Here is a 24,696-nt window from a genome sequence, read left to right as displayed (position 1 = left end):
ACGAAAAATGGCCTTATGAGGCATCTGTCGGCACTGCAGGTGGCGAGGCTCGCCGACGTCGATCCCGCCGCCCGCCCCTACTACCGCGCGCTCGCCGACGCCGTACGCGCCCGCGTCCTCGACGGCCAGATCCCCGTACGCGTCCGCATGCCCGCGGAACGCCACCTCGCCGAGGCGCTCAAGGTGAGCCGCACCACCGTCACCGCCGCCTACGACCTGCTGCGCGAACGCGGCTACCTGGAGAGCAGGCAGGGCTCCGGCAGCTGGACCGCCCTGCCCGACCCCGCCACCACCGGCGACAACCCCTGGCTGGGCAGCGACGGCGACGGCCTCGTGCAGCTCCACTGCGCCGCCCCGCCCGCGCCGTCCGCGCTGCTCACCGCCATGGCCCAGGCCGTCGAGGACCTCCCCAGGTACGGCATGGGCGTCGGCTACGACCCCGTCGGCCTGCCCGTGCTCAGGGAGCGGATCGCCGCGTACTACACCGCGCGCGGCGTCGCCACCCGGCCCGAGCAGATCCTCGTCACCACCGGTTCCCAGCACGCCATCCAGCTCGTCCTCGCCCTGCTCGTCGCGCCCGGCGACGCCGTGCTGATCGAGTCGCCGACGTACCCGCACGCCATCGACGTGGCCAGGCAGCGCGGCGCGAGGATCGTCCCCGTCGGCATCTCGTCCGACGGCTGGGAGCCCGACCTGCTGGCCGGCGCCATGCGCCAGTCGGGGGCCAGGCTCGCGTACCTGATGCCCGACTTCCAGAACCCCACGGGCGCCCTCATGGACGACGCCACCCGCGCCGCCGTGACCGGCGCGGCCCGCCGCTACGGGACGATGGTGCTGGTGGACGAGGCGTGGGCCGAGCTGGCCCTCGACGACGTGCCGCGCACCGCGCCCATGGCCGCCTTCGACACCGACAGCCGGGTCGTCACCATCGGGTCGGCGTCCAAGCTGTGGTGGGGCGGGCTGCGCATCGGCTGGATCCGGGCCACGGCCGCGCTGGTCCGGCGCCTGGCCGCGTACAGGTCGGCCGTGGACATCGCGAGCCCCGTGCTGGAGCAGCTCGTCGTGGCCCGCCTGTTCGACCGGCTGGAGGAGACCAGGGCCGAGCGCCGCCGGGCGCTGCGCGCCTCACGCGACGCGCTCGTGACGGCGCTCGGGGAGCAGCTGCCCGCGTGGACGTTCGCCGTCCCGCGCGGCGGCGGCACCCTGTGGGTACGGCTCGACGGCGTGCCCGCCGGCGCCCTGGCCGAGGCCGCCGCCACGCACGGCGTGCGGCTGGCCCCCGGCCCGTGGTTCGGCCTGGAGGGGACGCTGGAGGGCTACGTGCGCCTGCCGTTCACCCAGCCGCCGCAGGTGCTGCGGGAGGCGGTCGCCCGCGTCGCCGCCGCCCGCGCCCGGGGCCCGGCGGGCGACCGCCGTCCCTTCGACGACGTCATCCCTATGGTGTGAGCGCGGGGCGGCGGTCAGTCGCCGAGGCCCCTCGCCAGCGGGGCGCGCCAGTTGCGCCGCATGGCGGCCAGCCGCAGCCCGAACGCCAGCACCGCGGCCGCCAGCGTCGCCGGCCAGCCGTGCCACCCCGCCCACGACAGCCCCGCCATCACCGCCGAGCCCAGCATGGCGGGCACGGCGTAGAGCTGGCGGTCGTACAGCAGGGTGGGGATCTCGCCGGCGAGCACGTCGCGGATCATGCCGCCGCCGACGGCGGTGGTCACCCCGAGCAGGGCAGCGTGCAGCGGGCTCAGCCCGTACACCATGGCCTTCTCCGTGCCGACGGCGCAGAACAGGCCGAGACCCGCCGCGTCGAGCACGAGGATCGCGGGCATCACCCTGGCCACGTGCGGGTGCCAGAAGAAGACGATCACGGTGGCGGCCACCGGGACGAGCACGTACCCGACGCTCTGGAACGCGGCCGGGCGGACGTTGAGGATGAGGTCGCGGGCCAGGCCGCCGCCGAGGGCGGTCATCTCGGCGAGCACCGCCATGCCGACCATGTCGAGTCGCTTCCGCACGCCCATGAGCGCGCCGGAGAGTGCGAAGACGAAGATGCCGACGAGGTCGAGGATTTCAGACACGATGGGAATTTCTACCGGATCGCGGCCTCATGGTGCTCGGCCATCATCTCCCTCAGCCTGCGGGTGAACAGGAAGAGCGCCACCCCCGCCGCCACGGCCATGACGGCGAGCACCAGATAGTACATCGGCTCCGACAGCACGCGGGTGAGCCGCCCGGTCTGCCCGCCCACCGCGTCGCCCACCGACACCGCGATGAACCACACGCCGAGCATCTGCCCCTTGAACGCCTCGGGGGCCAGCTTGGTCGTGACCGACAGCCCCACCGGGCTGAGCGACAGCTCGCCGAACACCTGGACGAGGTACACGAGCACGAGCCACCACACCGACACCTTGCCGCCCTCGGCCAGCCGCGCGGCCACCGCCATGATCACGAAGCTGAGCCCGACCATGACCAGTGCGAACCCGAACTTCTGCGGCGTGCTGACCCGGTTGCCCAGCTTCATCCACAGCGCCGCGAACACCGGCACGAAGATCATGATGAACAGCGGGTTGAACGCCTGCGTGGTGGCCGCGTGGATCGGGACCCCGAACAGCGACAGCCGCGTGTTGTTCTCGGCGAAGAACAGCAGCTTGCTCGGCGCCAGGTCGTAGATCATCCAGAAGATCGCGGCGGCGACGAACAGCCAGATGTAGGCCTTCATCCGGATCCGCTCGTCCTCGGTCAGATCATGGCTGCCGAGCATGATGTAGGCGAAGTACGCGACCGGCACGACGAGGATGACCACCGTGATCGCCAGCGTCAGCCGGCTCACCGTCAGCGTCCCGCTGGCCGCCCACAGGCCCAGCGCCGCCGCCACCGCCAGCGCCGCGCCCGCCGCGACGCCGCCGAACCGCCTGCGCTCGCGCGGCGACAGCAGCACGCCCGGCCGCTCGCCGACGCCGCTGAGGTTCCTGCCGCCCCAGAGGTACTGCGCGAGGCCCAGCGCCATGCCGACGGCCGCCGCGCTGAAGCCCAGATGCCAGCGGTCGCCATCGGCCAGCCAGCCCACCACGATCGGCGCGATGAACGCGCCCAGGTTGATGCCCAGGTAGAACAGCGAGAAGCCGGCATCCCTGCGGGCGTCGTCCTCCTCCGGGTAGAGCCGTCCCACCATGACCGAGATGTTCGGCTTGAGCAGGCCGGTGCCCATGATGATGAGCAGCAGCCCCAGCCACACGAACGCCGGCGTCGACACCGGGATCGCCATGCTGATGTGCCCGCACATGATGACGAACCCGCCCCACAGCACCGACCTGCGTGCCCCGAGGATGCGGTCGGCGACCCAGCCGCCCGGCAGCGCCACCAGGTAGATGAGGGCGCCGTACACCCCGACCACCGCCTGCGCCGTCTCCTGCGTCATGCCGAGGCCCTTGTTGGCCGGCGACGCGATCAGGAACGTGGCCAGGATGGCGCGCAGGCCGTACCAGCTGAACCGCTCCCACAGCTCCGTGCCGAACAGTGTCGCCAGCCCCCACGGATGCCCGAAGAAGGTCCTCTCGCCGCTGCGCATCCCGCCCCCCGAAACCCGGACCTGCGTGCTTTGGGTCTTGCCGCTACCCGGACCGTGTGGTGCGATGCATGCCTGCCCGGCAAGTGAACACTGACGGGGAAGGCGGGTGCCATGACCGACGTCCTGGAGATCCGGGCCGAGATCGAACGCGAGATCGCCGGCCTGACCGTCTGCGAGCAGCTCAGACGCACCGCCGAGCGGCACCCCGACGCCCCCGCCTACTCCGACCCCCAGGGCGACGGCTGGGCCACCCTCACCTACGCCGAGGCGCGGCAGCGGGTGCTGGAGATCGCCGCCGGGTTCGCCGCGCTCGGGCTCGAACCCGGCGACGCCGTCGCCCTCATGATGGTCAACCGCAGCGAGCACGTCCTGGCCGACCTCGGCGCCGTGCACGCGGGCGGCGTCGGCTGCACCGTGTACGCCACGTTCGCCCCCGACCAGATCGCCTACGTCGCCGCCGACGTCGGCGCCAGGTACGCCGTGCTCGGCGGCCCCGCAGACCTCGCCCGCTGGCGTCCCGCGCTCGACCGCCTCGACGGCCTGCGCAAAGTCGTCATGCTGGAGGGCGCCCCCGACGACGAACGCTTCCTGTCCTGGCAGGACCTCCTCGACCTCGGCCGGGCCCGGCTCGCCGAGGACCCGGCCCCCGTCGAGGCCCGCTGGCGGGCCGTCACCGCCGACGACGTCGTCACCGTCCTCTACACCTCCGGCACCACCGGCAGGCCGAAAGGCGTCCCGCTCACCCACGCCAACGTGCTGTACGAGGTCGCCGCCACCGACCGGGTCACCCGCCTGCCCGAGCGTGGCACGCAGATCTCGTACCTGACGTACGCGCACATCGCCGAGCGGGTGCTCAGCCTCTACCTGCCGCTCGTCAAGGCGTCCCACGTCTCCTTCTGCACCGACCTGGCCGGCCTCGGCGCCGCGCTCGGCCAGGTCAGGCCCATGCTGTTCTTCGGGGTGCCGCGCGTGTGGGAGAAGATGATGGCCCGCCTGCAGGCCGTGCTCGCCACCCAGCCGGAGGAGCGGCAGGCCGCCGTCCGGCGCGCCATGGCCGCCGGCGTCGCGTACGTCGAGGCGTGCCAGTTCGGCGGCGCCCTCACCCCCGAGATCGAGGCGGCGTACCAGGAGGCCGACGCCGGGCTGCTGTCCGTGATCCGCGGCATGATCGGCTTCGATCGCGCCGAGTGGACCGCCACCGGCGCCGCGCCGCTCCCCGCCGAGGTGCAGCGCTTCTACGCAGGCCTCGGACTGAAGGTCATCGACGTGTACGGCATGACCGAGACCACCGGCGCGTTCACCGGCAACGCCCCCGACTGCTACCGGCTCGGCACCGTCGGCAGGGCCGAACCCGGCGTCGAGGTGCGCATCGCCGAGGACGGCGAGATCCTCACCCGCAGCCCGCTCAACACCCGCGGCTACCTCAACGCCCCCGACGCCACCGCCGGCCTGGTCGACGCCGACGGCTGGCTGCACACCGGCGACATCGGCACCGTCGACGCCGACGGCTTCTACCGCGTCATCGACCGCAAGAAGGAGCTCATCATCACCTCCGGCGGCGAGAACATCTCCCCGGCCGAGATCGAGAACCGGCTCAAGGAGCACGTCCTCATCGGCCAGGCCCTCGCCTACGGCGACAACCGGCCCTACCCGGTGGCCGTCCTCACCCTGGACGCCGACGTGGCGCCCGGCTGGGCGCGGGCCAGGGGCATCGCGTTCGCCTCGCTCGCCGAACTCGCCGGACACCCCGAGGTGCTCAAGGAGGTCGAGGCGGCCGTCGAGGCCGCCAACGCCAGGCTCGCCCGCGTCCAGCAGGTCAAACGGTGGGCGCTGCTCGGCGCCGAGTGGACGGCCGAGACGGAGGAACTGACCCCGAGCCTCAAACTGAAGCGCCGCGTCATCCACGCCAGGTACGCCACGACCATCGAAGCCCTCTACGGCGACGCCACCTGACCGCCGGGGGTCGGGTCCAGGCCGGACGCCCGGCCTCCGGCGAGGAAGCGTGGCATGGGGCCGGGGGACGCGACCCGGGAGCCGCGGGAAGCGCGGGGCGGGGTGCGGGGCCGGGTGCAGGGCGGGCGCTGACGGCGGTTTTGCCATCGGGGCGCGTGTCGGGGAGACCGCCATGACCGGCCGGTTCCTAGCGTCTCGATCATGACCAGAAGCCTCCTTCTCGTCTCGCTCGCGGCCGGCTCGCTCACGGCGCCCGCGACGGCGGCGACGCCGGCCCCCGCCTCCACGCCGGGGGCCGCCCCCGCGCCGATGGCGGCTGCGCCCGTTCCGGCGTCCATGCCGCTCGCCGCATCCGCGCCGGGCGCCGCGCGGCTCCCGGGCACCCTGCCTGCGCTGGGAGCCGTGCCTGCGCCGGGGGCCGTGCCTGCGCTGGGAGCCGTGCCCGCGGCGATGGCGCTGCCCGGGCGTGAGCACGGGTTCCCGCAGGCCGCGGTGAAGGAGCCCGGCCTCGGGCCCGCCGTCCGCTCGATCTCCGTACGTCCCGCCGAGCCCGTGGTGGGCCCGAAGGACTCCGTCAGCCTGGTGATCGACGTGGTCGCCAGGGGCGCGCAGGGGAGGAACGGCGTCACCGTCACGGTGGAGCCGGGCCCGCCGCCGGGGCCGGTGCTCAGCTCGAAGCCGCCCGTGGAGGACGCCCCGCCGCCCCCCGCACCACCGGTTCCCGCGCCACCCGGGCCGACGCCACCCAGGCCCGCCACCGGGACGCCCGCTCCGGCTCCCGGGACGACCTCCGCCCCGGCGCCCGTCCGGACCGGCGCCCCCGCGCAGCTCCTGCCCCGCCAGGCGGCCCGCATCGCGGCGGCCCCGGCCGAGGCCTGGGAGACGTGGCGGTTCCTGCCGGACAAGCGGCTGAACCGCTTCTACCCGGCCGGCACCTGGACGGTCGCCGCCACCGTCCGCGGCACGGACGCCAAGGTCACCGAGTACGCCACCTTCCACCTCAGGCGGGAGAGCAAGTTCACCTCGGTACGGGCCGAGAAGGTCCAGGGCGGGGTGCGCCTGCGGGGCTCGCTCACCAGGGTGGACCCGCAGGGGCTCGGCACGTACGGGCCGTTCGGCGAGCAGCGGCTCCACCTGCTGTGGCGGCGTACCGCCGAGAGCGACTGGGAGCTCGTCGGACGGACGACCACCGACGCGGCGGGCGCGTTCGTCGGCCGGGTGCGGGCCCGGCCCGCGGGGTTCTGGCGCGTCCGCTTCCCCGGCACCGGCCACTACGCCGCGGAGGTCTCCCGCATCCACCAGGCCAGCCGCTGACGCCCGCCCCGCGCGGGGCGGGCCGGGGATCGCCCGGGTCGGGACCGGGAGCCCGGACGGACACGGCCGTTATCTAACCGTGACCTTCTTTGCGCAAACTTTTCCTTTCCCTTACGCGTCATTGGCTTTGACGTGTTTTGTCGCGAAACGCGTCTCAGAACGGGGAAGGAAGTTCACACATGAAGCGACGTCTCGCCGCCGGTCTGGCGGCGGCCGCCCTTGGCGCGACGATGGTGGCGACCGCCGCCTCGCCCGCGCTGGCCGACCCGGAGCCCGACCCCGACTTCGTCGGCGGTAACACCAGCCTTCAGTTCGACGCGGGACCCGAGCCCGCCTGGCGCGGCAGGGGCCTCACCCTTGAGGGCAAGCTGTCCGTGGAGTGCGACGAGGACTACATCAACGGTTTCGTCGAGGTGCACCACGCCGACTACTGCAAGGACAGCGAGCGCTGGCACCGTCTCGGCTGGAAGCGGATCGTGATCCTGTTCCAGGCCGACGGCAGCCGGGGCTGGGACTACGTCGAGTCGGTGCGGACCAGCCGCAACGGCTACTTCCGCACCAAGGTCCCGGCGTACACGTCCGGCACCTGGCGGGCCGTGTTCGAGGGCAGCAGGTACCTCGCCCCCTCCGAGGGCAAGGACTGGGTGAAGGTCGTCGGCCGTCACTAGGAACACCGGAACACCCGGCGCCCGTCGACGCGGGCGCCACAGCAGGGCGGGCGCCCGGCCGACACAGGCCGGGCGCCCGCCCTCGTCCCGGCCCCGGACGCCGTCGTGGCCGCTTCCGTCCCGGCCCCGGACGCCGTCGTGCCCCGCTTCCGTCCCGGCCCGGCCGGGCGTCCTCGCGCCCCCGCCGGTGTCTCCAGCCGTTCAGGGCGAGACCGACACCTGGACGCGGTGGTGCCGCGGTTGCTCCGCCTCGTCGACCAGCGCGACCGCCAGGTCCGCGTACGAGAACGGCCCCTCGGTCACCCGTCCGTCACCGATCCGGTACGTCCCCGTGCGCGGCGCCTCGTCGTCCAGGACCACCGGCGGCGGGGCGAGCACCACCCAGTCCAGGTCGCCGTCCGCGCCTCGGAGCAGGTCCAGCTCGGCCGCGTGGCCCAGGGAGAAGGCGCGGGCGTCCGCGGGGAAGCCAGGCGTGTCGAGGAGCCGCACGCCGGGGGACACCTCCAGCAGCGTGCCGATGCCGACCGCCACGAGCCTGCGCACCCCGGCCTCGGCCAGCCCGCCGATCAGCGCCCGCGTCGCGGCGCCGTAGAACTCCTCCGACGGCACGTCCATGCGCGCCGTCGTCTGCACGGCCACGTCGTGGCCCTGCGCGGCGGCGGCCACGCTGCCCTCGTCGGTCACGTCGCCCTCGACCACCCGCACCCCGCCCGCGGCCAGGCCGGGGTGGGCGGCCGCCGACCGTACGACGGCGGTCACCTCGTGCCCGCGTCCGGCCGCCTCGGCCACCACCCGGCGGCCCGCGCGCCCGCCCGCCCCGAACACCACGATCCTGCTCATCGCCCGTCCTCTCCCGTCTCGCGGCCGGGCTTGCTTCCCGGCCGCCGCGGCGACCGTAACGGGCGACCCGTCACTTCCCGCAACGATAGCGACGGCCGCCCACGACGGCGGAGGACGGGGGACGACGGCGGCGGAGGGCGGCCGACGAGGGCGGAGAGGCGGCGCGGTTAGCATGGCGGTCATGACCGCCACGGCCGGGCCGCTCAATCCCGACATGTTCGCCGGATGCGCGCCCGTCACCCCCATCGTCCGCGTCGGCGACAAGTGGACCGCGAAGATCATCCGCTGTCTGGAGTCGGGTCCGAGGCGCTTCACGGAGTTGCAGGTCCCGCTGCGCGGCATCACGCCGAAGGTCCTGACCGAGTCGTTGCGCGCCATGGAACGCGACGGCCTCGTCACCCGCACCGCCTACCCGGAGGTGCCGCCGCGCGTCGAGTACACCCTGACCGACCTGGGCCGCAGCCTCCTCGAACCCCTGGAGGCGGCCTGCGCCTGGTCCCGCCGCCACCTCCCCGAGGTCCTGGACGCCCGCACCTCCTGGGAGGAGAGCGCCTAGCCGTGTGACGGTGGCCCGGGGCCCCGCGCCTCGCAGCTGGGAGGAGGTCGCCTCTCCTGGTCGTCCGCGCCTCCTGGAGGGGCCGTTCCGCCTCGTGAGCGGCGCCCGCCCCGGCCGGGAGGCGTCCGGGGCAGCCGGGGCGGGGGCCAGGAGGGGGTGCGGCCGAGGCTCTCGGCGGCGACGGGGCACGGTGTGGGCACGGTGTGGGCGCGTGGGGTCATGGACGTGGGGTGGGGTCGGGGAGGCGGGCGGCGGCGGGGGCCGCCAGGGCGGTGGCGAGCAGGCAGCGGCGGCCGGACGGGTCCAGCCCTCCCACCTCGCCGCTGACCGCGACCGTCAGCAGCTCCACCACCGGCCGCCCGTCGCCGTCGAGCGTGCGCCGGTGCGGCACCCGCGCCAGGCACGCGTCGCCCTCGCCCCGCACGTACGCCACCCGCGCCCCCACCCGCCCGGCCGTACGCCCCGGCTCCCGCCCGGCCGTACGCCCCGGCTCCCGCCCGGCGCCGGGCACGGCGAGCGGGGTTCTGCGGCCGTGGGCGGCCGTCAGCCGCTCCTCCCTGTCGAAGCGGACGAGCAGGGACGCGCGCCTGGTGACGCTCGGCCACCGGCACTGCCAGCCCGCGAACCCGCGCTCCGGGTGCAGGGTGTCGGCGCCGGGGAAGCGGGCCAGGTCGGCGGCGCGGAGCAGGGCGCAGGCGTCGGCCTGGGCCAGCGAGCCCGGTTCTGGCGCGCGGCGCTGGAGTTCGCCCTGGGCCAGCGCGCCCACGGCGGCGTCGACGGCGGCGTCGGCCATGGCGCAGAGCTCGAAGTCCCGCTCGGCACTCCGGTGGCCGGACCGATCTCCACCTGGCTCGGCTTCCTGGCGGCCGTCGCCTGTGCCGTCTCCGGCGGTACGCCGCTCCCCGCCCCGTTCCGCCCGCCGGTCGCCGGTCCGTTCGCCGTTCTGGCCGGTCTCGTGTCCCTCGGTGTCCCCGGGCGTGCTCGCCGTGATCCGTACTCGGTGGCCGTCGGTGAGGAGCAGCGTGCGGGCGCAGGCGGTCGCGCCGTCCGCGGGCGGTCTGATGACGCTCAGCGTGCCGCCGGGCGACGCGCGGTGCGGTGACGCGCGCGGCGCGAGCAGTTCGACCCGTACGTCCACCTCGGCGCCGCCCGTGCGGACGATGACGTCGCAGCGGTTGAAGCCCCCGAGACGCGGTTCCAGGCCGGCCCGGCCGAAGCGCGACAGCGGCCCGGGGCCGGCCAGCGCGCACGGGTCGGCGGTACGCGGATCGCCCACGGCGGCGGGGAAGCCGGCCGGCGGCGGGTGCCGGTGCACCCGGGCGACGACCCAGGTGGTGGCGGCCACCGCGGCGGCGACGCCGACCGCCACCATGGCCAGGCGCCGCCACCGCAGCGGGTCGGCCGGGGGCTCGGGGAAGGGCCGCAGCTCGGCGTGGACGGCCTCCAGCAGCATCCGCTCCGCCTGGGCGGCGGTGGGCCTGGCCGCCGGGTCGGGATGCATGAGCGCCGCCAGGACGGGCGCGAGCCGCCCGGCCCGCGACGGCACCCCGATCTGCCCCTTGGACGCGCGGTACAGCAGCACCACGGGCCGGTGGGACGGCCCGTACGGCGACTCGCCCTCGATGGCGGTGTAGAGGGTGGCGCCGAGCGAGAACACGTCGGAGGCGGCCGTGCAGCCCTGGCCGCGCGCCACCTCGGGCGCCACGAACGCGGGCGTGCCGATGACGACGCCGCCCCCGGTCAGCGTGCCCCCGCTGTCGGGCGACCTGGACACCCCGAAGTCGCCGAGCTTGACGTTCCCCTCCTCGGTCAGCAGGACGTTGCCCGGCTTGACGTCACGGTGCAGCACCCCGGCGGCGTGCACGGCGCGCAGCGCGCGGGCGATCTGCGCGCCGACGGCCGCCGCCTGCTCGGGCGGCAGCCTGCCGTACGCGGCGAGGCTGCGCGCGGGGACGTACTCCATCGCGAGCCACCATTCGCCGCCGTCGGCGACCAGGTCGTAGAGGGTGACGACGTTGGGGTGGTTCGTCCTGGCGAGGATGCGGGCCTCGCGGCGCAGCAGCGCGGCCCGCGCGTCGTCGCCGGGCAGGGCGCGCTTGACCGCGACCACCCGGCCGAGCTCCTCGTCGAGCGCCCGCCACACCATGCCGTTGCCGCCGCGCCCGACCTGCTCCTGCAGCCGGTACCGTCCCGCGATGAGCCGACCTGCCCGCACCGCCCCTCCCATCGCCGAGTCCGGACCGCGACGCCGCGTCAAACCTACGTCACGCGCTGTCATGTCCGCCTGTGGAACGACCTTGGCTTTGCCCGCCGCGGCGACACGCGGGGACGCCGGCGCGCCGCAGGAATCGATCTCGGGAGCGCGGCGTTGTCACGGGGGCAGGGCGTTTTGGGCGCGGCGGGGCAGGCGTCGTAGGCTGGCCACCGGGTGAACGGACTGGAGGTGACGCCCCGTGTTGCGAGACTCGTTCGGACGGGTGGCGACCGATCTGCGGGTGTCCCTCACGGACAAGTGCAATCTGCGCTGCGCCTATTGCATGCCGCCTGAGGGGCTCGACTGGCTGCCGAGCGCCCAGCTGCTGACCGCCGACGAGATCGTCAGGCTGGTACGCGTCGCCGTGGAGCTCCTCGGGGTCACCGAGATCCGTTACACCGGCGGCGAGCCGCTGCTGCGGCGCGAGCTGACCGACATCGTCGCCCGCACCACGGCGCTGAGCCCCCGCCCGCAGGTGACGCTCACCACCAACGCCATCGGGCTGGAGCGGATGGCCGGGCCGCTGGCCGAGGCGGGGCTCGACCGGGTCAACGTGTCGCTCGACACCCTCGACCGCGAGACGTTCAGGAAGCTGTCGCACCGCGACAGGCTGCCCGACGTCCTCGCGGGGCTCGCCGCCGCGCACGAGGCGGGCCTGCGCCCGGTCAAGGTGAACACGGTGCTGATGCGCGGGCTCAACGACCACGAGGCGGTGCCGCTGCTGAGGTTCTGCCTGGAGCGCGGCTACGAGGCGCGCTTCATCGAGCAGATGCCGCTCGACGCGCAGCACGGCTGGAGCCGCGAGAACATGATCACGGCCGACGAGATCCTCGGCCTGCTGTCCGAGTCGTTCGACCTCGCCCCCGACGAGCAGGAGGAGCGCGGCAGCGCGCCCGCCGAGCGGTTCGTCGTCGACGGCGGCCCGGCCAGGGTCGGGGTGATCGCCTCGGTGACGCGGCCGTTCTGCGGCGCCTGCGACCGGGTCAGGCTCACCGCCGACGGCCAGGTGCGCAACTGCCTGTTCGCCACGGAGGAGTCCGACCTGAAGGCGGCGATGCGCGCGGGGGCCTCCGACGAGGAGCTGGCCGAGCGGTGGCGGGCCGCGGTGGCGCGCAAGCGCGCGGGTCACGGCATCGACGACCCGTCCTTCCTGCAGCCGTCGCGGCCGATGTCGGCCATCGGCGGCTGACCTCCGCGCCGCACGGGAGAGAGGGCGTCTGCTCCATGGAAGCGCGACCGGGCGGCGGGTCTGGCGGTGCGGCGTTCGACGCCGTGATCCTCGCCGGCGGAGCCGCCAGGCGGCTCGGAGGCGTCGACAAGCCGGGTCTGGCCGTGGGAGGCAGGACGCTCGCCGAGATCGCGGTGGCGGCCGTCCTGGACGCGGGCAGGGTGATCGTGGTGGGGCCGGACCGGGGCCTGCCGGGCGTGGTGCCGGTCCGCGAGGACCCTCCGTTCGGCGGCCCGGTGCCGGCGCTCGCGGCCGGGCTGGCGGAGGTGCGCGCGCCCCTGGTGGCGCTGCTGGCCGGCGACATGCCCCTGCTGACCGCGCGCCACGTCGCGACCCTCCTCGCCGCCGCCACCGCCGAGGCCGCCGCCGGGCGCGGGGTGGTGGCCGTGGACGAGGGCGGGCACGAGCAGTGGCTGCTCGGCGTCTGGCCGTCCGCGCCGCTCAGGGCGGCCCTGGCCGGCTACGCGGGCCGCTCGCTGAAGGGCCTGCTCGCCCCCCTCGTCGGCACGCGCCTCTCCCTCCCGGGCCGCCCCTGGTTCGACTGCGACACAATGGACGACCTGAAGGAGGCTCGCATGAACGTGCTGAACGAGTGGACCGCCCTGGCGTGCAAGGAGCTGGGCATCGACCCCGCCGACGTCGACCGTGACCTGATCCTCGACCTGACGAAGGAGGTCGCCCACGGTGTGGCCAGGCCGGCCGCGCCGCTGACGGCCTACCTGCTGGGCCTGGCGCAGGGCGCGGGCGCGGCGCCAGGCGAGGCGGCGGCCCGGCTGACCGAGCTGGCCAGGAACTGGGGCGAGGCCACCGCCCAGACCTTGACCGACAGCTGACACTCAGGCGAACTCGCGTTGTCAAGAGGCGGGGATCCTGGGGATTTCCTGAGAAAAGTTCGGATCTCCGCCTCGTCAACGATTTCGGGAAAGCGGCCCTATCGAACGGTCGCGGGCAGCATGAAAACGATCATCATGATCGGTGTTTGCCCTGAAAAAAGGCGACGCCGGGTGGTTACGGGGGCAAACCACCCGGCGCCGCGTCATCGGCGTTCCGACGGGGGCCCGGAACGCCGGCACCAGCGCTCCGACGGGGGACCGGAGCGCTTGGCTAAAGCGTACACCTACAACCCGTGGGATGCGTCAAGACTTAGTCACGACCCGATCTCGCGTCGATGCAGCGGTATCTCGGTTTGGTTAGCCTCAGGGCTCTGAAAGGTAGGAGGCGGGGTGCCCTTCCCCCTCTCATTGGCCCCGATAACGGCTATGTATGGCAAAAAGACGGCAGCCGCGATGAACAGCAGCCGGTACGGCCACGGCACGGGCACCGCCACGGCCAGGATCAGGCAGAGCGTACGGATGCCCATCTTGATCAGGTAACTGATCTCGCGCCGGTGGATGTCCGACGTGAGCGACGGTCGCGCGTCCGTGACCTGGTGGACGTCCCGCTTCCTGCGCCCCCACTTCATGACTCCCACGTTAGACCTCGGAGGGGCCAGGTCAGGACACGGCCCCCGGCCGGGGAAGGGGGTCATGCGACCGTGGCCTCAGGGTAAGGACAGCGACATGACGGATCGTACGTACCGGGTCACCGAGATAGTCGGCACGTCGGGGGAGAGCCTCGACGAAGCCATACGCAACGGCCTCAGACGGGCCGCCGAGACGCTGCGCCACCTGGACTGGTTCGAGGTGACGGAGATCCGCGGCCACCTCGACGACGGGGAGATCGCCCACTACCAGGTGGGCATGAAGGTGGGCTTCCGCCTGGAGGACGCCTCCTAGCGCCCCGGGAGCCGTCCGCGGGCGCGCGGCCCGCGGACGGCGGAGGGTCAGCTCGCCTGGCTGACCGTGGACATGTTGAAGTCCGGCACCCGCAGCGGGGGCATGGCCGTGCGCTGGAAGTAGTCGTTCCACTCGCGCGGCAGCGTCCGCTCGGAGGCGCCCGCCTCCGTGACGCGGCCCAGCAGGTCCACGGGGCTCTCGTTGAAGCGGAAGTTGTTCACCTCGCCCACGACCTCGCCGTGCTCGACGAGGTAGACGCCGTCCCTGGTGAGCCCGGTGACGAGCAGCGTCTGCGGGTCGACCTCGCGGATGTACCACAGGCAGGTGAGCAGCAGGCCGCGCTCGGTGGAGGCGATCATCTCCTCCAGCGACCGGCCGCCCTCGGGGCCGCCCATGACGAGGTTGTCGACGGCCGGGGTGACGGCCAGGCCGCTCAGCTCGGCCGAGTAGCGGGTCTGGAGCAGCGCCTCCAGTCTGCCGTCCCTGATCCAGTCGGTCCTCGCCAGCGGCAGCCCGTTGTCGAAGACGGAGCTCTCCCTGCTCGACGCGTGCGCCATGACGAACGGCGCGCACTCCAGCCCCTCGGCGGCCGGGTCGCTCGACAGGGTCAGGGGCAGCGTGGCGAGCTGCTCGCCGACGCGCGTGCCGCCGCCCGGCCCGGAGAACACCGAGCGGCCGTCGAGCGCGTCCCTGGCGCCCGCCGACCAGAACAGGTAGATCATCAGGTCGGCCACGGCGCTCGGGGGCAGCAGGGTCTCGTACCGGCCCGCGGGGAGGTCGATGCGGTTCTTGGCCCACTCCAGCCGCTGCGCCAGCGACGAGTCGAGCGCGGCCACGTCCACGTCCGTGAAGTCGCGCGTGGACACGCCGGTCCAGGCCGAGCGCTTCAGGTCGCCCGACTTGGCGTTCAGCTCCAGGCGGCCGGTGGGCTGGTCGTGGCGCAGCCGCAGGCCCGTCGAGGTGCCGAGGAACGTCGAGGTCAGCCGGTGCTCGGCGAAACCGTACAGCTTCCTGCCGCCGGCCTGGGCCGCGGCGAACGTCTCACCGAGCGCGGGCGCGAACGCCGCGAACACGTCGATGTCGGTGGGCCGCACCGGCTCGTCCCAGTGCGGCGACGGCGGCACGCCCTCGACCAGCTCGCGGGCGTCCTCGGCCGGCTGGGCCTCCCTGGACGCCCGGTCGGCGGCCTCCACCACGCCGGCGAGCTGCTCGGGACGCACGGCCGCGCGCGACACCACGCCCACGCCCCGGCCCGAGATCGAGATCACCGTGAGTCTGGAGGAACGGGCCACGCCGTTCGTCGTCAGCGTGTTGGCCGCGAAGCGCAGGTTGGCCGTGGACCGCTCGTCCGCCAGCACGACGCACCTGTCGGCCGTGGAGAGACCCAGGGCCTTCTCCACCATCTCCTGAGGACTGTGCTCGCTCACTTGCCGCCCTCCTGCACGGTGTTGAGGATCCTGACGCCCCTGAACAGGGCGGACGGGCAGCCGTGGCTGACCGGCGCGACCTGGCCGGGCTGGCCCTTGCCGCAGTTGAACGCGCCGCCCAGCACGTACGTCCCCGGCCCGCCGACGGCCTCCATGGACTGCCAGAAGTCCGTGGTCGTCGCCTGGTAGGCGAAGTCCCTGACCTGGCCGTCGAGCCTGCCGCCGGTGATGCGGTAGGCCCGCTGGCCGGTGAACTGGAAGTTGTAGCGCTGCATGTCGATCGACCAGCTCTTGTCGCCGACGATGTAGAGGCCGCGCTCGACCCCCGCGATCAGCTCCTCGGTGGACGGCCCGCCGGGCGCGGGCGCCAGCGACACGTTCGCCATCCGCTGGATCGGCATGTGGCCGGGGGAGTCGGCGAAGGCGCAGCCGTTCGACCGGCCGAACCCCTTCATCAGCGCCATCCGCCTGTCGAGCTGGTAGCCGACCAGCACGCCGTCGCGGACGATGTCGAAGCTCTGCCCCTCGACGCCCTCGTCGTCGAACCCGACCGTGGCCAGGCCGTGCCTGACCGTCCTGTCGCCGGTGACGTTCATCAGGGGCGAGCCGTACACGAGCTCGCCGAGCTGGTCGAAGGTGGCGAAGCTGGTGCCCGCGTACGCGGCCTCGTAGCCGAGCGCGCGGTCGAGCTCGGTGGCGTGGCCGACGGACTCGTGGATCGTCAGCCACAGGTTCGACGGGTCGACCACCAGGTCGTAGTCGCCCGCCTCGACCGACGGCGCCGCCAGCTTCTCCGCCAGCAGCTCGAGCAGCTGGGCCAGCTCGGCCGCCCAGTCCCAGCCCGTGCCCGTCAGGTACTCGTAGCCCCGGCCGACCGGCGGCGCCAGCGTGGACATGTCGTCGAAGCCGCCGTCCTGCGCCTTCATCGCGTTCAGGCTCGGGTGCACGCGCACCCGCTGCTGCGTGGTCACCGTGCCCGCCGTGTCGGCGTAGAACTTCTGCTCCTTGACCTGGAGCAGCCGGGCCGAGACGTGGTCGGCGCCCTTCAGCAGCCCGGCCGACCACTCGGCGAGGAGGGTCACCTTCTCGGCGGCGGGCACCTCGAACGGGTCGACGTCGTAGTCGGACACCCACACGGCCTCGGCGTGCACCGGCTCGGGTGCCAGCTCGATCGGCTCCCTGTTGATGGGGGCGCTCACCTCCGCCACCCGCACCGCCTGCTCGGCGACACGCGCGGCGGCCTCGGGGGTCAGGACGACGCCGGAGGCGAACCCCCACGTGCCGCCCTTGACGACACGGACGGCGTAGCCGAGGTCGTCGGCGTCCATGGCGCCTTCGAGCCGGGCGTCGTAGAGGCTGAGCGTCTCGGCGCGGACACGTTCGAGGCGGAAGTCCGCGTGCTCGGCGCCGAGGTCGCGAGCGCGTTGGAGTGCGGCGTCCGCGAGCCGCCTGAGCGGCAGCTGCAGGAAATCGGGGTCGATCTGGCGCATGTCCACGATCCTAACGCCGCGATCTTGTCTCACCCGGACAACCGGATACCGGCCGGTAGGGGATAGCGTCGTGTCTCATGGCACGCTCTGTACTCGTCACCGGGGGCAATCGCGGCATCGGCCTCGCGATCGCCCGTGAACTCGCCGCGGCAGGCGACGCCGTCGCGGTCACCTACCGATCGGGGGAGCCGCCGGAGGGCCTGTTCGGCGTGCGCTGCGACGTCACCAGCACCGCCGACGTCGAGGCCGCGTTCGACAAGGTGGAGGCCGAGCAGGGCCCCGTCGAGGTCGTCGTCTCCAACGCCGGCATCACCAAGGACACCCTGCTGGCGATGATGAAGGAAGAGACCTTCACCGAGGTCGTCGACGCCAACCTCACCGGCGCCTACCGCGTGGCCAAGCGCGCCATCAGGCCCATGATGAGGCTCAAGCGCGGCCGCATCGTCCTCATCTCGTCGGTCATCGCGATGCTCGGCCAGGCGGGCCAGGCCAACTACGCCGCCTCCAAGGCGGGCCTCATCGGGTTCGCCCGCTCGCTGGCCCGCGAGTACGGCTCGCGCGGCATCACGGTGAACGTGGTGGCGCCCGGCTTCGTCGCCACCGACATGACGGCCGACCTCGACACCGAGGCCATCGTCAAGAACATCCCCCTGGGGCGGCAGGCGTCCCCCCAGGAGGTCGCGCGCGTCGTCCGCTTCCTCGCGAGCGACGACGCCTCCTACATCACCGGGGCCGTGATCCCGGTCGACGGCGGACTCGGAATGGGGCACTGACGTGGGAATCCTGCAGGGCAAGCGCATCCTCGTGACGGGCGTGCTCACCAACGCCTCCATCGCGTTCTCGGTGGCCAGGCTGGCCCAGGAGGAGGGCGCCACCGTGGTGCTCACCGGCTACGGCCGGCTCAGCCTGGTCGAGCGCATCGCCAAGCGGCTGCCCGAGCCGCCGCCGGTCATCGAGCTGGACGTCCAGAACACCGAGCACCTGGAGACGCTCGCCGACCGGGTCGGCGAGCACGTCGACGGCCTCGACGGCGTCGTCCACGCCATCGGCTTCGCGCCGCAGACCGCGCTCGGCGGCAACTTCCTCAACACGGCGTGGGAGGACGTCTCCACGGCGCTGCACGTGTCCACGTACTCGTACAAGTCGCTGGCCGTGGCGTGCCTGCCGCTGATGAAGGAGGGCGGCGCGGTCGTCGGCCTCGACTTCGACGCCACCAAGGCGTGGCCGGTCTACGACTGGATGGGCGTGGCCAAGGCGGGCCTCGAGTCGTGCAACCGCTACCTGGCGCGCGACCTCGGCAAGCACAACATCCGGGTCAACCTCGTCGCGGCGGGCCCGCTGCGCACGATGGCCGCCAAGTCGATCCCCGGCTTCCAGGAGTTCGAGGAGGCCTGGCCGGGCAAGGCGCCGCTGGGCTGGGACCTGTCCGACACCGAGCCGGCCGCGAAGGCGTGCGTGGCGCTGCTGTCCGACTGGTTCCCCGCCACGACGGGCGACATCGTCCACGTCGACGGAGGCGTGCACGCCATCGGCTCCTGACGCGCACCTGTCTCGCCGGCGGGCCGCTCCCCACGGGGGCGGCCCGCCGTCGTCTGCGGGGAGAGCGGGTGGACGGGAGGCCGCGACGGTCAGGCGAGGCGGTGGCGGCCGCCGCTGCCCGCCGGGGCGGGCTCGAACGGGATGGTCTCCGGCGGCTCCAGCCGGTGCCGGCGCTGCTGCACGATGCGCGTGGCCAGCACGGCCGAGCCGAGCAGCACGATGGTCAGGACGGTGCCCAGCACGTCGGAGGCGGGCGGGCTGGGCCGCACCGCGCGCTCGTTCTGCATCGGCACGGTCAGCTCGTGCGCGAACGGGTTGGGCCACAGCAGGTCCACCTGCGGTTCGCCGCGGTCGGCGGGCCGCTTCTCGCCGGTGACCTCCTGGCGGGTGGAGGGCACGGTCTGCGGCTCGCCGGCGGGCGGCAGGGGCGTGGGCCTGACGGGCTCGGTGGGCAGCACGGCCGACTCGTCGGCGTCACGGCCGTCGTCGCGCCTGTCGTCGCGGGGCCGCGGCGTCTGCGTCGCCCGAGCGTCGGGGGTGGGGCGCGGGGTGAGGCTGCCGAGCACGCCCTCGCCGTCGCACGACAGCACCGGCAGGCACAGGCCGCCGCCCTCGCGTTCCTGGCCGTCCTTCGTGGGGGAGGGCTCGCCCTTCGGCTCGGACGACGCCTTGGGCTCCGACGACGGCTTCGGCGTGGAGCCGCCGGTGCCCGAGCTGGTGGGCTTGGACGTCGGCAGCGCCTCGCCGACGGTGCCGAGCACGCCGTCGGTGGTCTGGCCGAGGCCCTTCGTCACGGGTTCCGTGGCGCCGCCGGTCAGGCCGTCGACGGTGTCGGTGAGGGTGTCGACGACGTTGCAGAGGGTGTTGGTCACCCCCGAGAGCAGACCCCCGTCGCGCGAGCAGTCCTGTGCCGACGCGGACGCGGGCGGCGCGGCCGCGGGGATCGCCGCCAGCGCCACCGCGAGAACTCCAGCCGAGATCGCGGTTCTGCTCCCCATCCGTCCCCTCCTGCGTTGCTTACGGAGGAAATCTTTATGGACATCGCCGTCAGACGCAGGTGTTTTCCCGGTAAAGTCTCGATTCGGTATCGACTAGTGATACGCGAGACAGTCTCTCGTTCGGTCAGTCGGGCGACGACACGTCGTCGAGCGCCTCGCGGATCTCGATCGGCAGCTCGACGTCCTCGGCCGGCAGCGCCGCCGCGAGCTGCGCGTGGGTGCGGGCGCCCATGATGGCCGAGGCCACCCCCGGCTGGTCGCGCACCCACGACAGCGCCACGGCCACCGGCGAGACGCCGAGCCCGTCGGCCGCGGTGACGACCGACTCCACCACCCGGCGGGAGCGCTCGTCGAGGTAGGGGCGGACGAAGTCGGCGAAGTGCGGCGTGGCGGCCCGGGAGTCGGAGGGGACGCCCGTGCGGTACTTGCCGGTGAGCACGCCCCGGCCGAGCGGCGACCAGGCGAGCACCCCCACCCCGAGGTGCGCGGCGGCGGGCAGCAGCTCGCGCTCGGGCTCGCGGGCCAGCAGGGAGTACTCCACCTGGGCCGAGGTGATCGGGATGCGGCCCGGGATCGTCCGCTGCGTGACCGCGGCGGCGGCGAGCTGCCAGCCGGCGTAGTCGCACACCCCGGCGTAGACGGCGCGGCCCGAGGAGACGATCGCGTCGAGCGCGGCCAGGGTCTCCTCCAGCGGCACCTCGTCGTCGTACGTGTGGAGCTGCCACAGGTCGACGTAGTCGAGGCCGAGCCGGTTGAGCGACTCGTCGACGGCGGCGATCAGGTGGCGTCGGGAGGCGTCGCGCGGGCGCCGCCCGGCGGGGGTGACGACGGCCTTGGTGGAGACGACCAGCTCGGCCCGCAGCGCCGCGTCGCGCAGCATGCGGCCGAGCAGGCGCTCGGAGTCGCCGCCGGTGTAGACGTCGGCGGTGTCGACGAGGGTGCCGCCGGCCTCCATGAACGTCCTGAGCTGCGCGGCGGCGTCGTCCGCGTCGGTGTCACGCCCCCACGTCATGGTGCCCAGCCCCAGGCGGGAGACCGAAAGGCCGCTGTGGCCGACAAAGCGCTGCTGCATGGTCCCGCCAGGTTACCGCCCGGGTGGCGCGAAAGCCGTGATACACGGCTGCGACACTTGCTGGGTGACCACGCTGCTTCTCGCCCGGCACGGGCTCACCCGCCTCACCGGCCCGGTGCTCGCCGGGCGCACGCCGGGAGTCCATCTGACCGAGGAGGGCAGGGCGCAGGCGGAGGCCCTGGCCGTCCGGCTGGCGGGCGTCAGGCTCGACGCCGTGGTGTCCAGCCCGCTGGAACGCTGCAGGGAGACCGCGGGGCCGCTGGTCTGGCAGCGGGGGCTGGAGCTGGTGACGGACGAGCGCTTCGTCGAGTGCGGGTACGGCGCGTGGACCGGCCGCCCGCTGAAGGAGCTGGCCGAGGACCCTCTCTGGCCGGTGGTGCAGGCGCACCCGAGCGCGGTGACGTTCCCGGGAGGGGAGTCGCTGGCCGAGGTGCAGCACCGGGCGGTGGCGGCCGTGCGGGAGTGGAATCGCCGCCTCGGGGAGAAGGGTGTCTACCTGGTCTGCAGTCACGGCGATGTGATCAAGGCCATCGTGGCCGACGCCCTGGGGCTGCACCTCGATCAGTTTCAGCGCATAACTGCTGATCCGGCCGCCGTCACCGTGATTCGCTATGCCCGCTTGCGTCCTTTTCTTCTCAAACTTAACGATATGGGGGAATTGCGGCTCCCGAAGGATTCGGAGGAGAAAGACGGGGGAGAAAACCTCACCGGGAGCGATGCCGCCGTCGGCGGCGGACCCGGGACCACGTAAGGTCAGGCTATGCCGGTCTTCGACTACGACCCACCAGAGAGATTCGTCGCCGGTGCTCTGGGGCAGCCCGGTGCGCGGGTCTTCTTTCTGCAGGCCAGGGGCGAGGGCAGACTGACCACCGTGTCGCTGGAGAAGCTTCAGGTCGCGGCGCTCGCGGGCAGGCTCGACGAGTTGCTCGACGAGGTGCTCAGGCTGAGCGGGGGCACCGCCCACGTGCCCGCCGTCGCCCCCACCGGCCTGGCCGACGACGCCCCCCTCGACACACCCGTCTCGGAGGACTTCAGGGTCGGCACCATGGCCCTCGCCTGGGACTCCGAGCGGTCGCAGGTGGTGATCGAGGCGCAGGAGATCGTGGACGAGGACGACGTCGGCGCGCCCGACCCGGCCGTGCTGCGCGTGCGCATCAGCCCGGGTGCCGCGCGCGCGTTCACGCAGCGGGCGCTGCGGATCGTCGCCGCGGGCCGCCCGCCCTGCCCGCTGTGCGGCCAGCCGCTCGACGCCGAAGGGCACGTGTGCGTACGTCTCAACGGATACCGCGGGGGTGAGGCGGCTTCATGACCGCTCCGGAGAGCGAACCGGCCATCAAGCCCTCCCGTACGCCCATGATGGGCGACGAGGAGGCGCTGGCGCTGCTGCGCGACGGCCGGCTGGAGGTGGCCGGCCGCCTGGTCGAGGCCACCAACATGACGCTCTACTGCTCGGTCACGCTCGGCTCGCGCAGCGTCGCCTGCGTGTACAAGCCGGTGCGCGGCGAGCGGCCGCTGTGGGACTTCCCCGACGGCACCCTCGCCGCCCGCGAGGTCGCCGCGTTCGAGGTGTCGCGGGCGACCGGCTGGCGCATCGTGCCGCCGACCGTCTACCGCGAGGGTCCCTTCGGCCCCGGCATGTGCCAGCTGTGGATCGACACCGAGCGCGAGATCGACCTCATGCGCCTGGTCAAGAGCCGCAACCCCGTGGTGCGCAGGATGGCGGTCTTCGACGCGGTCGTGAACAACGCCGACCGCAAGGGCGGCCACCTGCTGCCGCTGCCCACCGGGCACGTCTACGGCGTCGACCACGGCGTCTGCTTCTCCGTCGAGGACAAACTGCGCACCGTCCTGTGGCAGTGGCGCGGCAAGCCGCTCTCCCGCGAGGCGGTCGCCGTGCTGGCCAAGCTGGAGCGCGACATCGAGTCGGGCGACCTCGGCCGCAGGCTGCGCGAGCTGCTGACGGAGGAGGAGGTCCAGGCCACCTGGAAGCGGGTCAGGCGGCTGCTCGACACCGGGGTGCACCCGTACCCGTCGGAAGGCTGGCCCGCCATCCCCTGGCCGCCCATCTGAGGGCGTTTACTACGCTGTGCCCCATGTGCACGCTGGTCGTCAGAACGGGGCCGCCGCTCACCCTCCTGGGCGTACGCGATGAGATCACCGACCGCCCCTGGGAAGGGGCGGGGGAGCACTGGCCCGAGTACCCCGGCGTGATCGGCGGGCGCGACCTGAAGGCGGGCGGCACCTGGCTGGCCGTCCTCCCGGCCGCCCGGCGCGCCGCCGCCCTGCTCAACGCGTACGGCGCCGCCGCGCCCGAGGCCGTCAGGCGCTCCAGGGGCGACCTGGCGCTGCGCGCCGTCGCCGCGGGAACCTTCCCAGACGTCGACCTGACCCGGTACGACCCGTTCCACCTCGTGCTGGCCGGGCCGTCCGGGGCCCGCCTGCACACCTGGGACGGCGAACGCCTGGCCGCCACCGCGCTGCCCGACGGCACCAGCATGGTCGTCAACTCGGGTCTCGACCCCGCCCACCCGCGCGTCCAGGCCCACCTGCCGCGCTTCGCCGCCGCGGCCGGCTGGGACGCCCTGCCCGAGGGCGAGCACTCCGGCGACCCGGCCGCGCTGCTCGTCCGGCGCGAGCTGCCCGACGGGCGGGTCTTCGCCTCCCTGTCGGTCATGCGCGTCACGCTCGCGGACGAGAGCGCGACGTACCAGCTCACCGACCTCACCGCTGATCGTGACAGATAGGCTCAAGGCATGAGATCGTGGTCTGCCCCGAATGTTCCCAAGCTCCCCGGTGAGAGCATCCCGCTGCGGCTCTACGACACGGCGGCCAGGCAGGTGCGGCAGACCGACCCCGGTCCCACCGCCAGGATGTACGTCTGCGGCATCACCCCCTACGACGCCACCCACCTCGGCCACGCCAACACCTACCTCGCCTTCGACCTGGTCGGGCGGGTCTGGCGCGACGGCGGCCACGACGTCCACTACACGCAGAACGCCACCGACGTCGACGACCCGCTCCTGGAGCGGGCCGAGGCCACCGGCATCGACTGGCGCGACCTGGCCGAGCGCGAGATCGAGCTGTTCCGCACCGACATGGAGGCCCTGCGCATCCTGCCGCCCCGCGACTACGTGGCCGTCACCGACGTGGTCGGCCGGGTCGCCGGGCTGATCGAAAGGCTCGCCGCCAAGGGCGTCACGTACGAGCTCGACGGCGACGTGTACTTCGCCGTCGCCGACGCCCCCAAGTTCGGCCAGGTGTCGGGGTACGGCGAGCAGGAGATGCTGGAGCTGTTCGCCGAGCGCGGTGGCGACCCGGACCGGCCGGGCAAGCGCGACCCGCTCGACTGGCTGCTGTGGCGGGCCGAGCGGCCCGGCGAGCCGGCCTGGGACTCCCCGCTGGGCAGGGGGCGCCCCGGCTGGCACGTCGAGTGCACCGCGATCGCCCTCGACTGTCTCGGCCCCGGCTTCGACGTGGCGGGCGGCGGCAGCGACCTGATCTTCCCGCACCACGAGTGCGGCGCCTCCGAGGGGCACGCGGCGACGGGGGAGTGGCCGTTCGCCAGGTTCTACACGCACGCCGGGATGGTGGCGCTCGACGGCGAGAAGATGTCGAAGTCCCGGGGCAACCTCGTGTTCGTCTCGAAGCTGCGCAAGGAGCACGACCCGATGGCGGTGCGGCTGGTGCTGCTCGCCCACCACTACCGGGCCGACTGGGAGTACCTCCCCGAGATGGTCGTGGAGGCCGGGCGGCGGCTGGAGCGCTGGCGGGCCGCCGTCGCGCTGCCCGCGGGCCCGCCCGCGGAGGAGACGCTGGCCGCGGTGCGCACCCGGCTGGCCGACGACCTCGACGCGCCGGGCGCCCTCGCGGCCGTCGACGCCTGGGCCGAGGCGGCGCTGGCGGGCGGCGGCTCCGACGCCGGGGCCCCCGGCCTGGTCCGCGACCTCACGGAGGCCCTCCTCGGCATCGCCCTCTGACCCCTGCCCCTGCCCCTGCCTCTCCGGCCGTCGGCTGACCCTGGCG

The 24,696-nt window shown here is 73.6% G+C and carries 24 protein-coding genes; 15 read left to right on the top strand and 9 right to left on the bottom strand.

What is annotated here, in order from left to right; genetic code table 11:
• The first annotated feature begins 15 nt into the window (after nt 1-15).
• Complete coding sequence (yczR, locus tag BMX74_RS19210; RefSeq protein WP_091101886.1) at nt 16-1,446, top strand: MocR-like transcription factor YczR; 1,431 nt, start codon at nt 16-18, stop codon at nt 1,444-1,446.
• A gap of 14 nt (nt 1,447-1,460) precedes the next feature.
• On the opposite strand, the gene BMX74_RS19205 is transcribed toward yczR, so the two are convergent.
• Together BMX74_RS19205 and BMX74_RS19200 are read right to left on the bottom strand one after the other, a co-directional pair.
• The gene (locus tag BMX74_RS19205) at nt 1,461-2,069 is read right to left on the bottom strand and encodes a trimeric intracellular cation channel family protein (RefSeq protein ID WP_055500985.1); all 609 of its coding nucleotides are present in this window, start codon (nt 2,067-2,069) and stop codon (nt 1,461-1,463) included.
• Nucleotides 2,070-2,080: 11 nt separating this feature from the next.
• The gene (locus BMX74_RS19200; RefSeq protein ID WP_082534555.1) at nt 2,081-3,559 is read right to left on the bottom strand and encodes a peptide MFS transporter; all 1,479 of its coding nucleotides are present in this window, start codon (nt 3,557-3,559) and stop codon (nt 2,081-2,083) included.
• Between the two features lie 111 nt (nt 3,560-3,670).
• Here BMX74_RS19200 and BMX74_RS19195 point away from each other — a divergent pair, with 111 nt between their 5' ends.
• From BMX74_RS19195 to BMX74_RS19185, 3 genes are all read left to right on the top strand, one after another.
• On the top strand, nt 3,671-5,512 hold the full coding sequence (locus BMX74_RS19195; RefSeq protein WP_055500986.1) for an AMP-dependent synthetase/ligase: 1,842 nt from the start codon (nt 3,671-3,673) through the stop codon (nt 5,510-5,512).
• A gap of 201 nt (nt 5,513-5,713) precedes the next feature.
• Nucleotides 5,714-6,826 (top strand): hypothetical protein, encoded by a 1,113-nt coding sequence (locus BMX74_RS19190; protein ID WP_091101884.1) that lies wholly within the window; start codon nt 5,714-5,716, stop codon nt 6,824-6,826.
• A 179-nt stretch (nt 6,827-7,005) separates the two neighbouring features.
• Nucleotides 7,006-7,494, top strand: coding sequence for a hypothetical protein (locus BMX74_RS19185; RefSeq protein WP_055500988.1), 489 nt, complete (start codon nt 7,006-7,008; stop codon nt 7,492-7,494).
• A gap of 201 nt (nt 7,495-7,695) precedes the next feature.
• Here BMX74_RS19185 and BMX74_RS19180 read toward each other — a convergent pair whose 3' ends face one another.
• Complete coding sequence (locus BMX74_RS19180; protein ID WP_176573247.1) at nt 7,696-8,334, bottom strand: NAD(P)-dependent oxidoreductase; 639 nt, start codon at nt 8,332-8,334, stop codon at nt 7,696-7,698.
• Between the two features lie 181 nt (nt 8,335-8,515).
• Between BMX74_RS19180 and BMX74_RS19175 the strand changes: the two genes are divergently transcribed.
• Nucleotides 8,516-8,890: a winged helix-turn-helix transcriptional regulator gene (locus BMX74_RS19175; protein ID WP_256257022.1), complete on the top strand. Its 375-nt coding sequence runs from the start codon at nt 8,516-8,518 to the stop codon at nt 8,888-8,890.
• A 217-nt stretch (nt 8,891-9,107) separates the two neighbouring features.
• On the opposite strand, the gene BMX74_RS19170 is transcribed toward BMX74_RS19175, so the two are convergent.
• Nucleotides 9,108-11,105 (bottom strand): serine/threonine-protein kinase, encoded by a 1,998-nt coding sequence (locus tag BMX74_RS19170; protein WP_177227425.1) that lies wholly within the window; start codon nt 11,103-11,105, stop codon nt 9,108-9,110.
• A gap of 238 nt (nt 11,106-11,343) precedes the next feature.
• On the opposite strand from BMX74_RS19170, the gene moaA reads away from it, so the two are divergent.
• A complete protein-coding gene (gene moaA, locus BMX74_RS19165) occupies nt 11,344-12,333 on the top strand; it encodes a GTP 3',8-cyclase MoaA (protein WP_091101880.1) in 990 nt (329 codons plus the stop codon).
• A gap of 35 nt (nt 12,334-12,368) precedes the next feature.
• Nucleotides 12,369-13,205, top strand: coding sequence for an NTP transferase domain-containing protein (locus tag BMX74_RS19160; RefSeq protein WP_055500991.1), 837 nt, complete (start codon nt 12,369-12,371; stop codon nt 13,203-13,205).
• Between the two features lie 314 nt (nt 13,206-13,519).
• Here BMX74_RS19160 and BMX74_RS19155 read toward each other — a convergent pair whose 3' ends face one another.
• Nucleotides 13,520-13,834, bottom strand: a complete 315-nt coding sequence (locus BMX74_RS19155) for a DUF3099 domain-containing protein (RefSeq protein WP_055500992.1) — start codon at nt 13,832-13,834, stop codon at nt 13,520-13,522.
• A gap of 97 nt (nt 13,835-13,931) precedes the next feature.
• Here BMX74_RS19155 and BMX74_RS19150 point away from each other — a divergent pair, with 97 nt between their 5' ends.
• Nucleotides 13,932-14,147 carry a dodecin gene (locus tag BMX74_RS19150; RefSeq protein WP_055500993.1) on the top strand — a complete coding sequence of 72 codons (216 nt, stop codon included), beginning with the start codon at nt 13,932-13,934 and terminating at the stop codon, nt 14,145-14,147.
• A 47-nt stretch (nt 14,148-14,194) separates the two neighbouring features.
• Here the strand turns inward: BMX74_RS19150 and BMX74_RS19145 are convergent, their stop codons facing one another.
• Both BMX74_RS19145 and BMX74_RS19140 read right to left on the bottom strand, forming a co-directional pair.
• Nucleotides 14,195-15,550 (bottom strand): metallopeptidase TldD-related protein, encoded by a 1,356-nt coding sequence (locus tag BMX74_RS19145; protein WP_055500994.1) that lies wholly within the window; start codon nt 15,548-15,550, stop codon nt 14,195-14,197.
• 20 nt (nt 15,551-15,570) lie between these two features.
• A complete protein-coding gene (locus tag BMX74_RS19140) occupies nt 15,571-17,064 on the bottom strand; it encodes a TldD/PmbA family protein (protein WP_091101879.1) in 1,494 nt (497 codons plus the stop codon).
• A 77-nt stretch (nt 17,065-17,141) separates the two neighbouring features.
• Between BMX74_RS19140 and fabG the strand changes: the two genes are divergently transcribed.
• Nucleotides 17,142-17,837, top strand: a complete 696-nt coding sequence (gene fabG, locus BMX74_RS19135; RefSeq protein ID WP_055500996.1) for a 3-oxoacyl-ACP reductase FabG — start codon at nt 17,142-17,144, stop codon at nt 17,835-17,837.
• Nucleotide 17,838: 1 nt separating this feature from the next.
• Complete coding sequence (gene fabI, locus BMX74_RS19130) at nt 17,839-18,603, top strand: enoyl-ACP reductase FabI (RefSeq protein ID WP_091101876.1); 765 nt, start codon at nt 17,839-17,841, stop codon at nt 18,601-18,603.
• Nucleotides 18,604-18,692: 89 nt separating this feature from the next.
• Here the strand turns inward: fabI and BMX74_RS19125 are convergent, their stop codons facing one another.
• Nucleotides 18,693-19,601 (bottom strand): hypothetical protein, encoded by a 909-nt coding sequence (locus BMX74_RS19125; protein ID WP_143078695.1) that lies wholly within the window; start codon nt 19,599-19,601, stop codon nt 18,693-18,695.
• Nucleotides 19,602-19,725: 124 nt separating this feature from the next.
• Nucleotides 19,726-20,673, bottom strand: coding sequence for an aldo/keto reductase (locus BMX74_RS19120; protein WP_091101872.1), 948 nt, complete (start codon nt 20,671-20,673; stop codon nt 19,726-19,728).
• Nucleotides 20,674-20,737: 64 nt separating this feature from the next.
• On the opposite strand from BMX74_RS19120, the gene BMX74_RS19115 reads away from it, so the two are divergent.
• Genes BMX74_RS19115 through mshC form a run of 5 tightly spaced genes read left to right on the top strand, consistent with a single transcriptional unit; the run spans nt 20,738 to nt 24,650 of the window.
• Nucleotides 20,738-21,424 (top strand): histidine phosphatase family protein, encoded by a 687-nt coding sequence (locus BMX74_RS19115; RefSeq protein ID WP_055501000.1) that lies wholly within the window; start codon nt 20,738-20,740, stop codon nt 21,422-21,424.
• 9 nt (nt 21,425-21,433) lie between these two features.
• Nucleotides 21,434-21,982 (top strand): DUF3090 domain-containing protein, encoded by a 549-nt coding sequence (locus tag BMX74_RS19110; protein WP_055501001.1) that lies wholly within the window; start codon nt 21,434-21,436, stop codon nt 21,980-21,982.
• Nucleotides 21,979-22,743 carry an SCO1664 family protein gene (locus BMX74_RS19105; protein WP_055501002.1) on the top strand — a complete coding sequence of 255 codons (765 nt, stop codon included), beginning with the start codon at nt 21,979-21,981 and terminating at the stop codon, nt 22,741-22,743. The genes BMX74_RS19110 and BMX74_RS19105 overlap by 4 nt, the downstream gene beginning before the upstream one ends.
• A gap of 23 nt (nt 22,744-22,766) precedes the next feature.
• A complete protein-coding gene (locus BMX74_RS19100) occupies nt 22,767-23,417 on the top strand; it encodes an NRDE family protein (protein ID WP_055501003.1) in 651 nt (216 codons plus the stop codon).
• Between the two features lie 9 nt (nt 23,418-23,426).
• Nucleotides 23,427-24,650: a cysteine--1-D-myo-inosityl 2-amino-2-deoxy-alpha-D-glucopyranoside ligase gene (mshC, locus tag BMX74_RS19095; protein ID WP_091101870.1), complete on the top strand. Its 1,224-nt coding sequence runs from the start codon at nt 23,427-23,429 to the stop codon at nt 24,648-24,650.
• Nucleotides 24,651-24,696 lie beyond the last annotated feature (46 nt).

It is taken from the genome of Nonomuraea pusilla (genome assembly GCF_900109355.1).
In the GTDB taxonomy this organism is placed as follows: domain Bacteria; phylum Actinomycetota; class Actinomycetes; order Streptosporangiales; family Streptosporangiaceae; genus Nonomuraea; species Nonomuraea pusilla.
The sequence above is the reverse complement of the archived record's forward strand: the minus strand, read 5'-3'. Positions and strand labels throughout refer to the sequence as shown.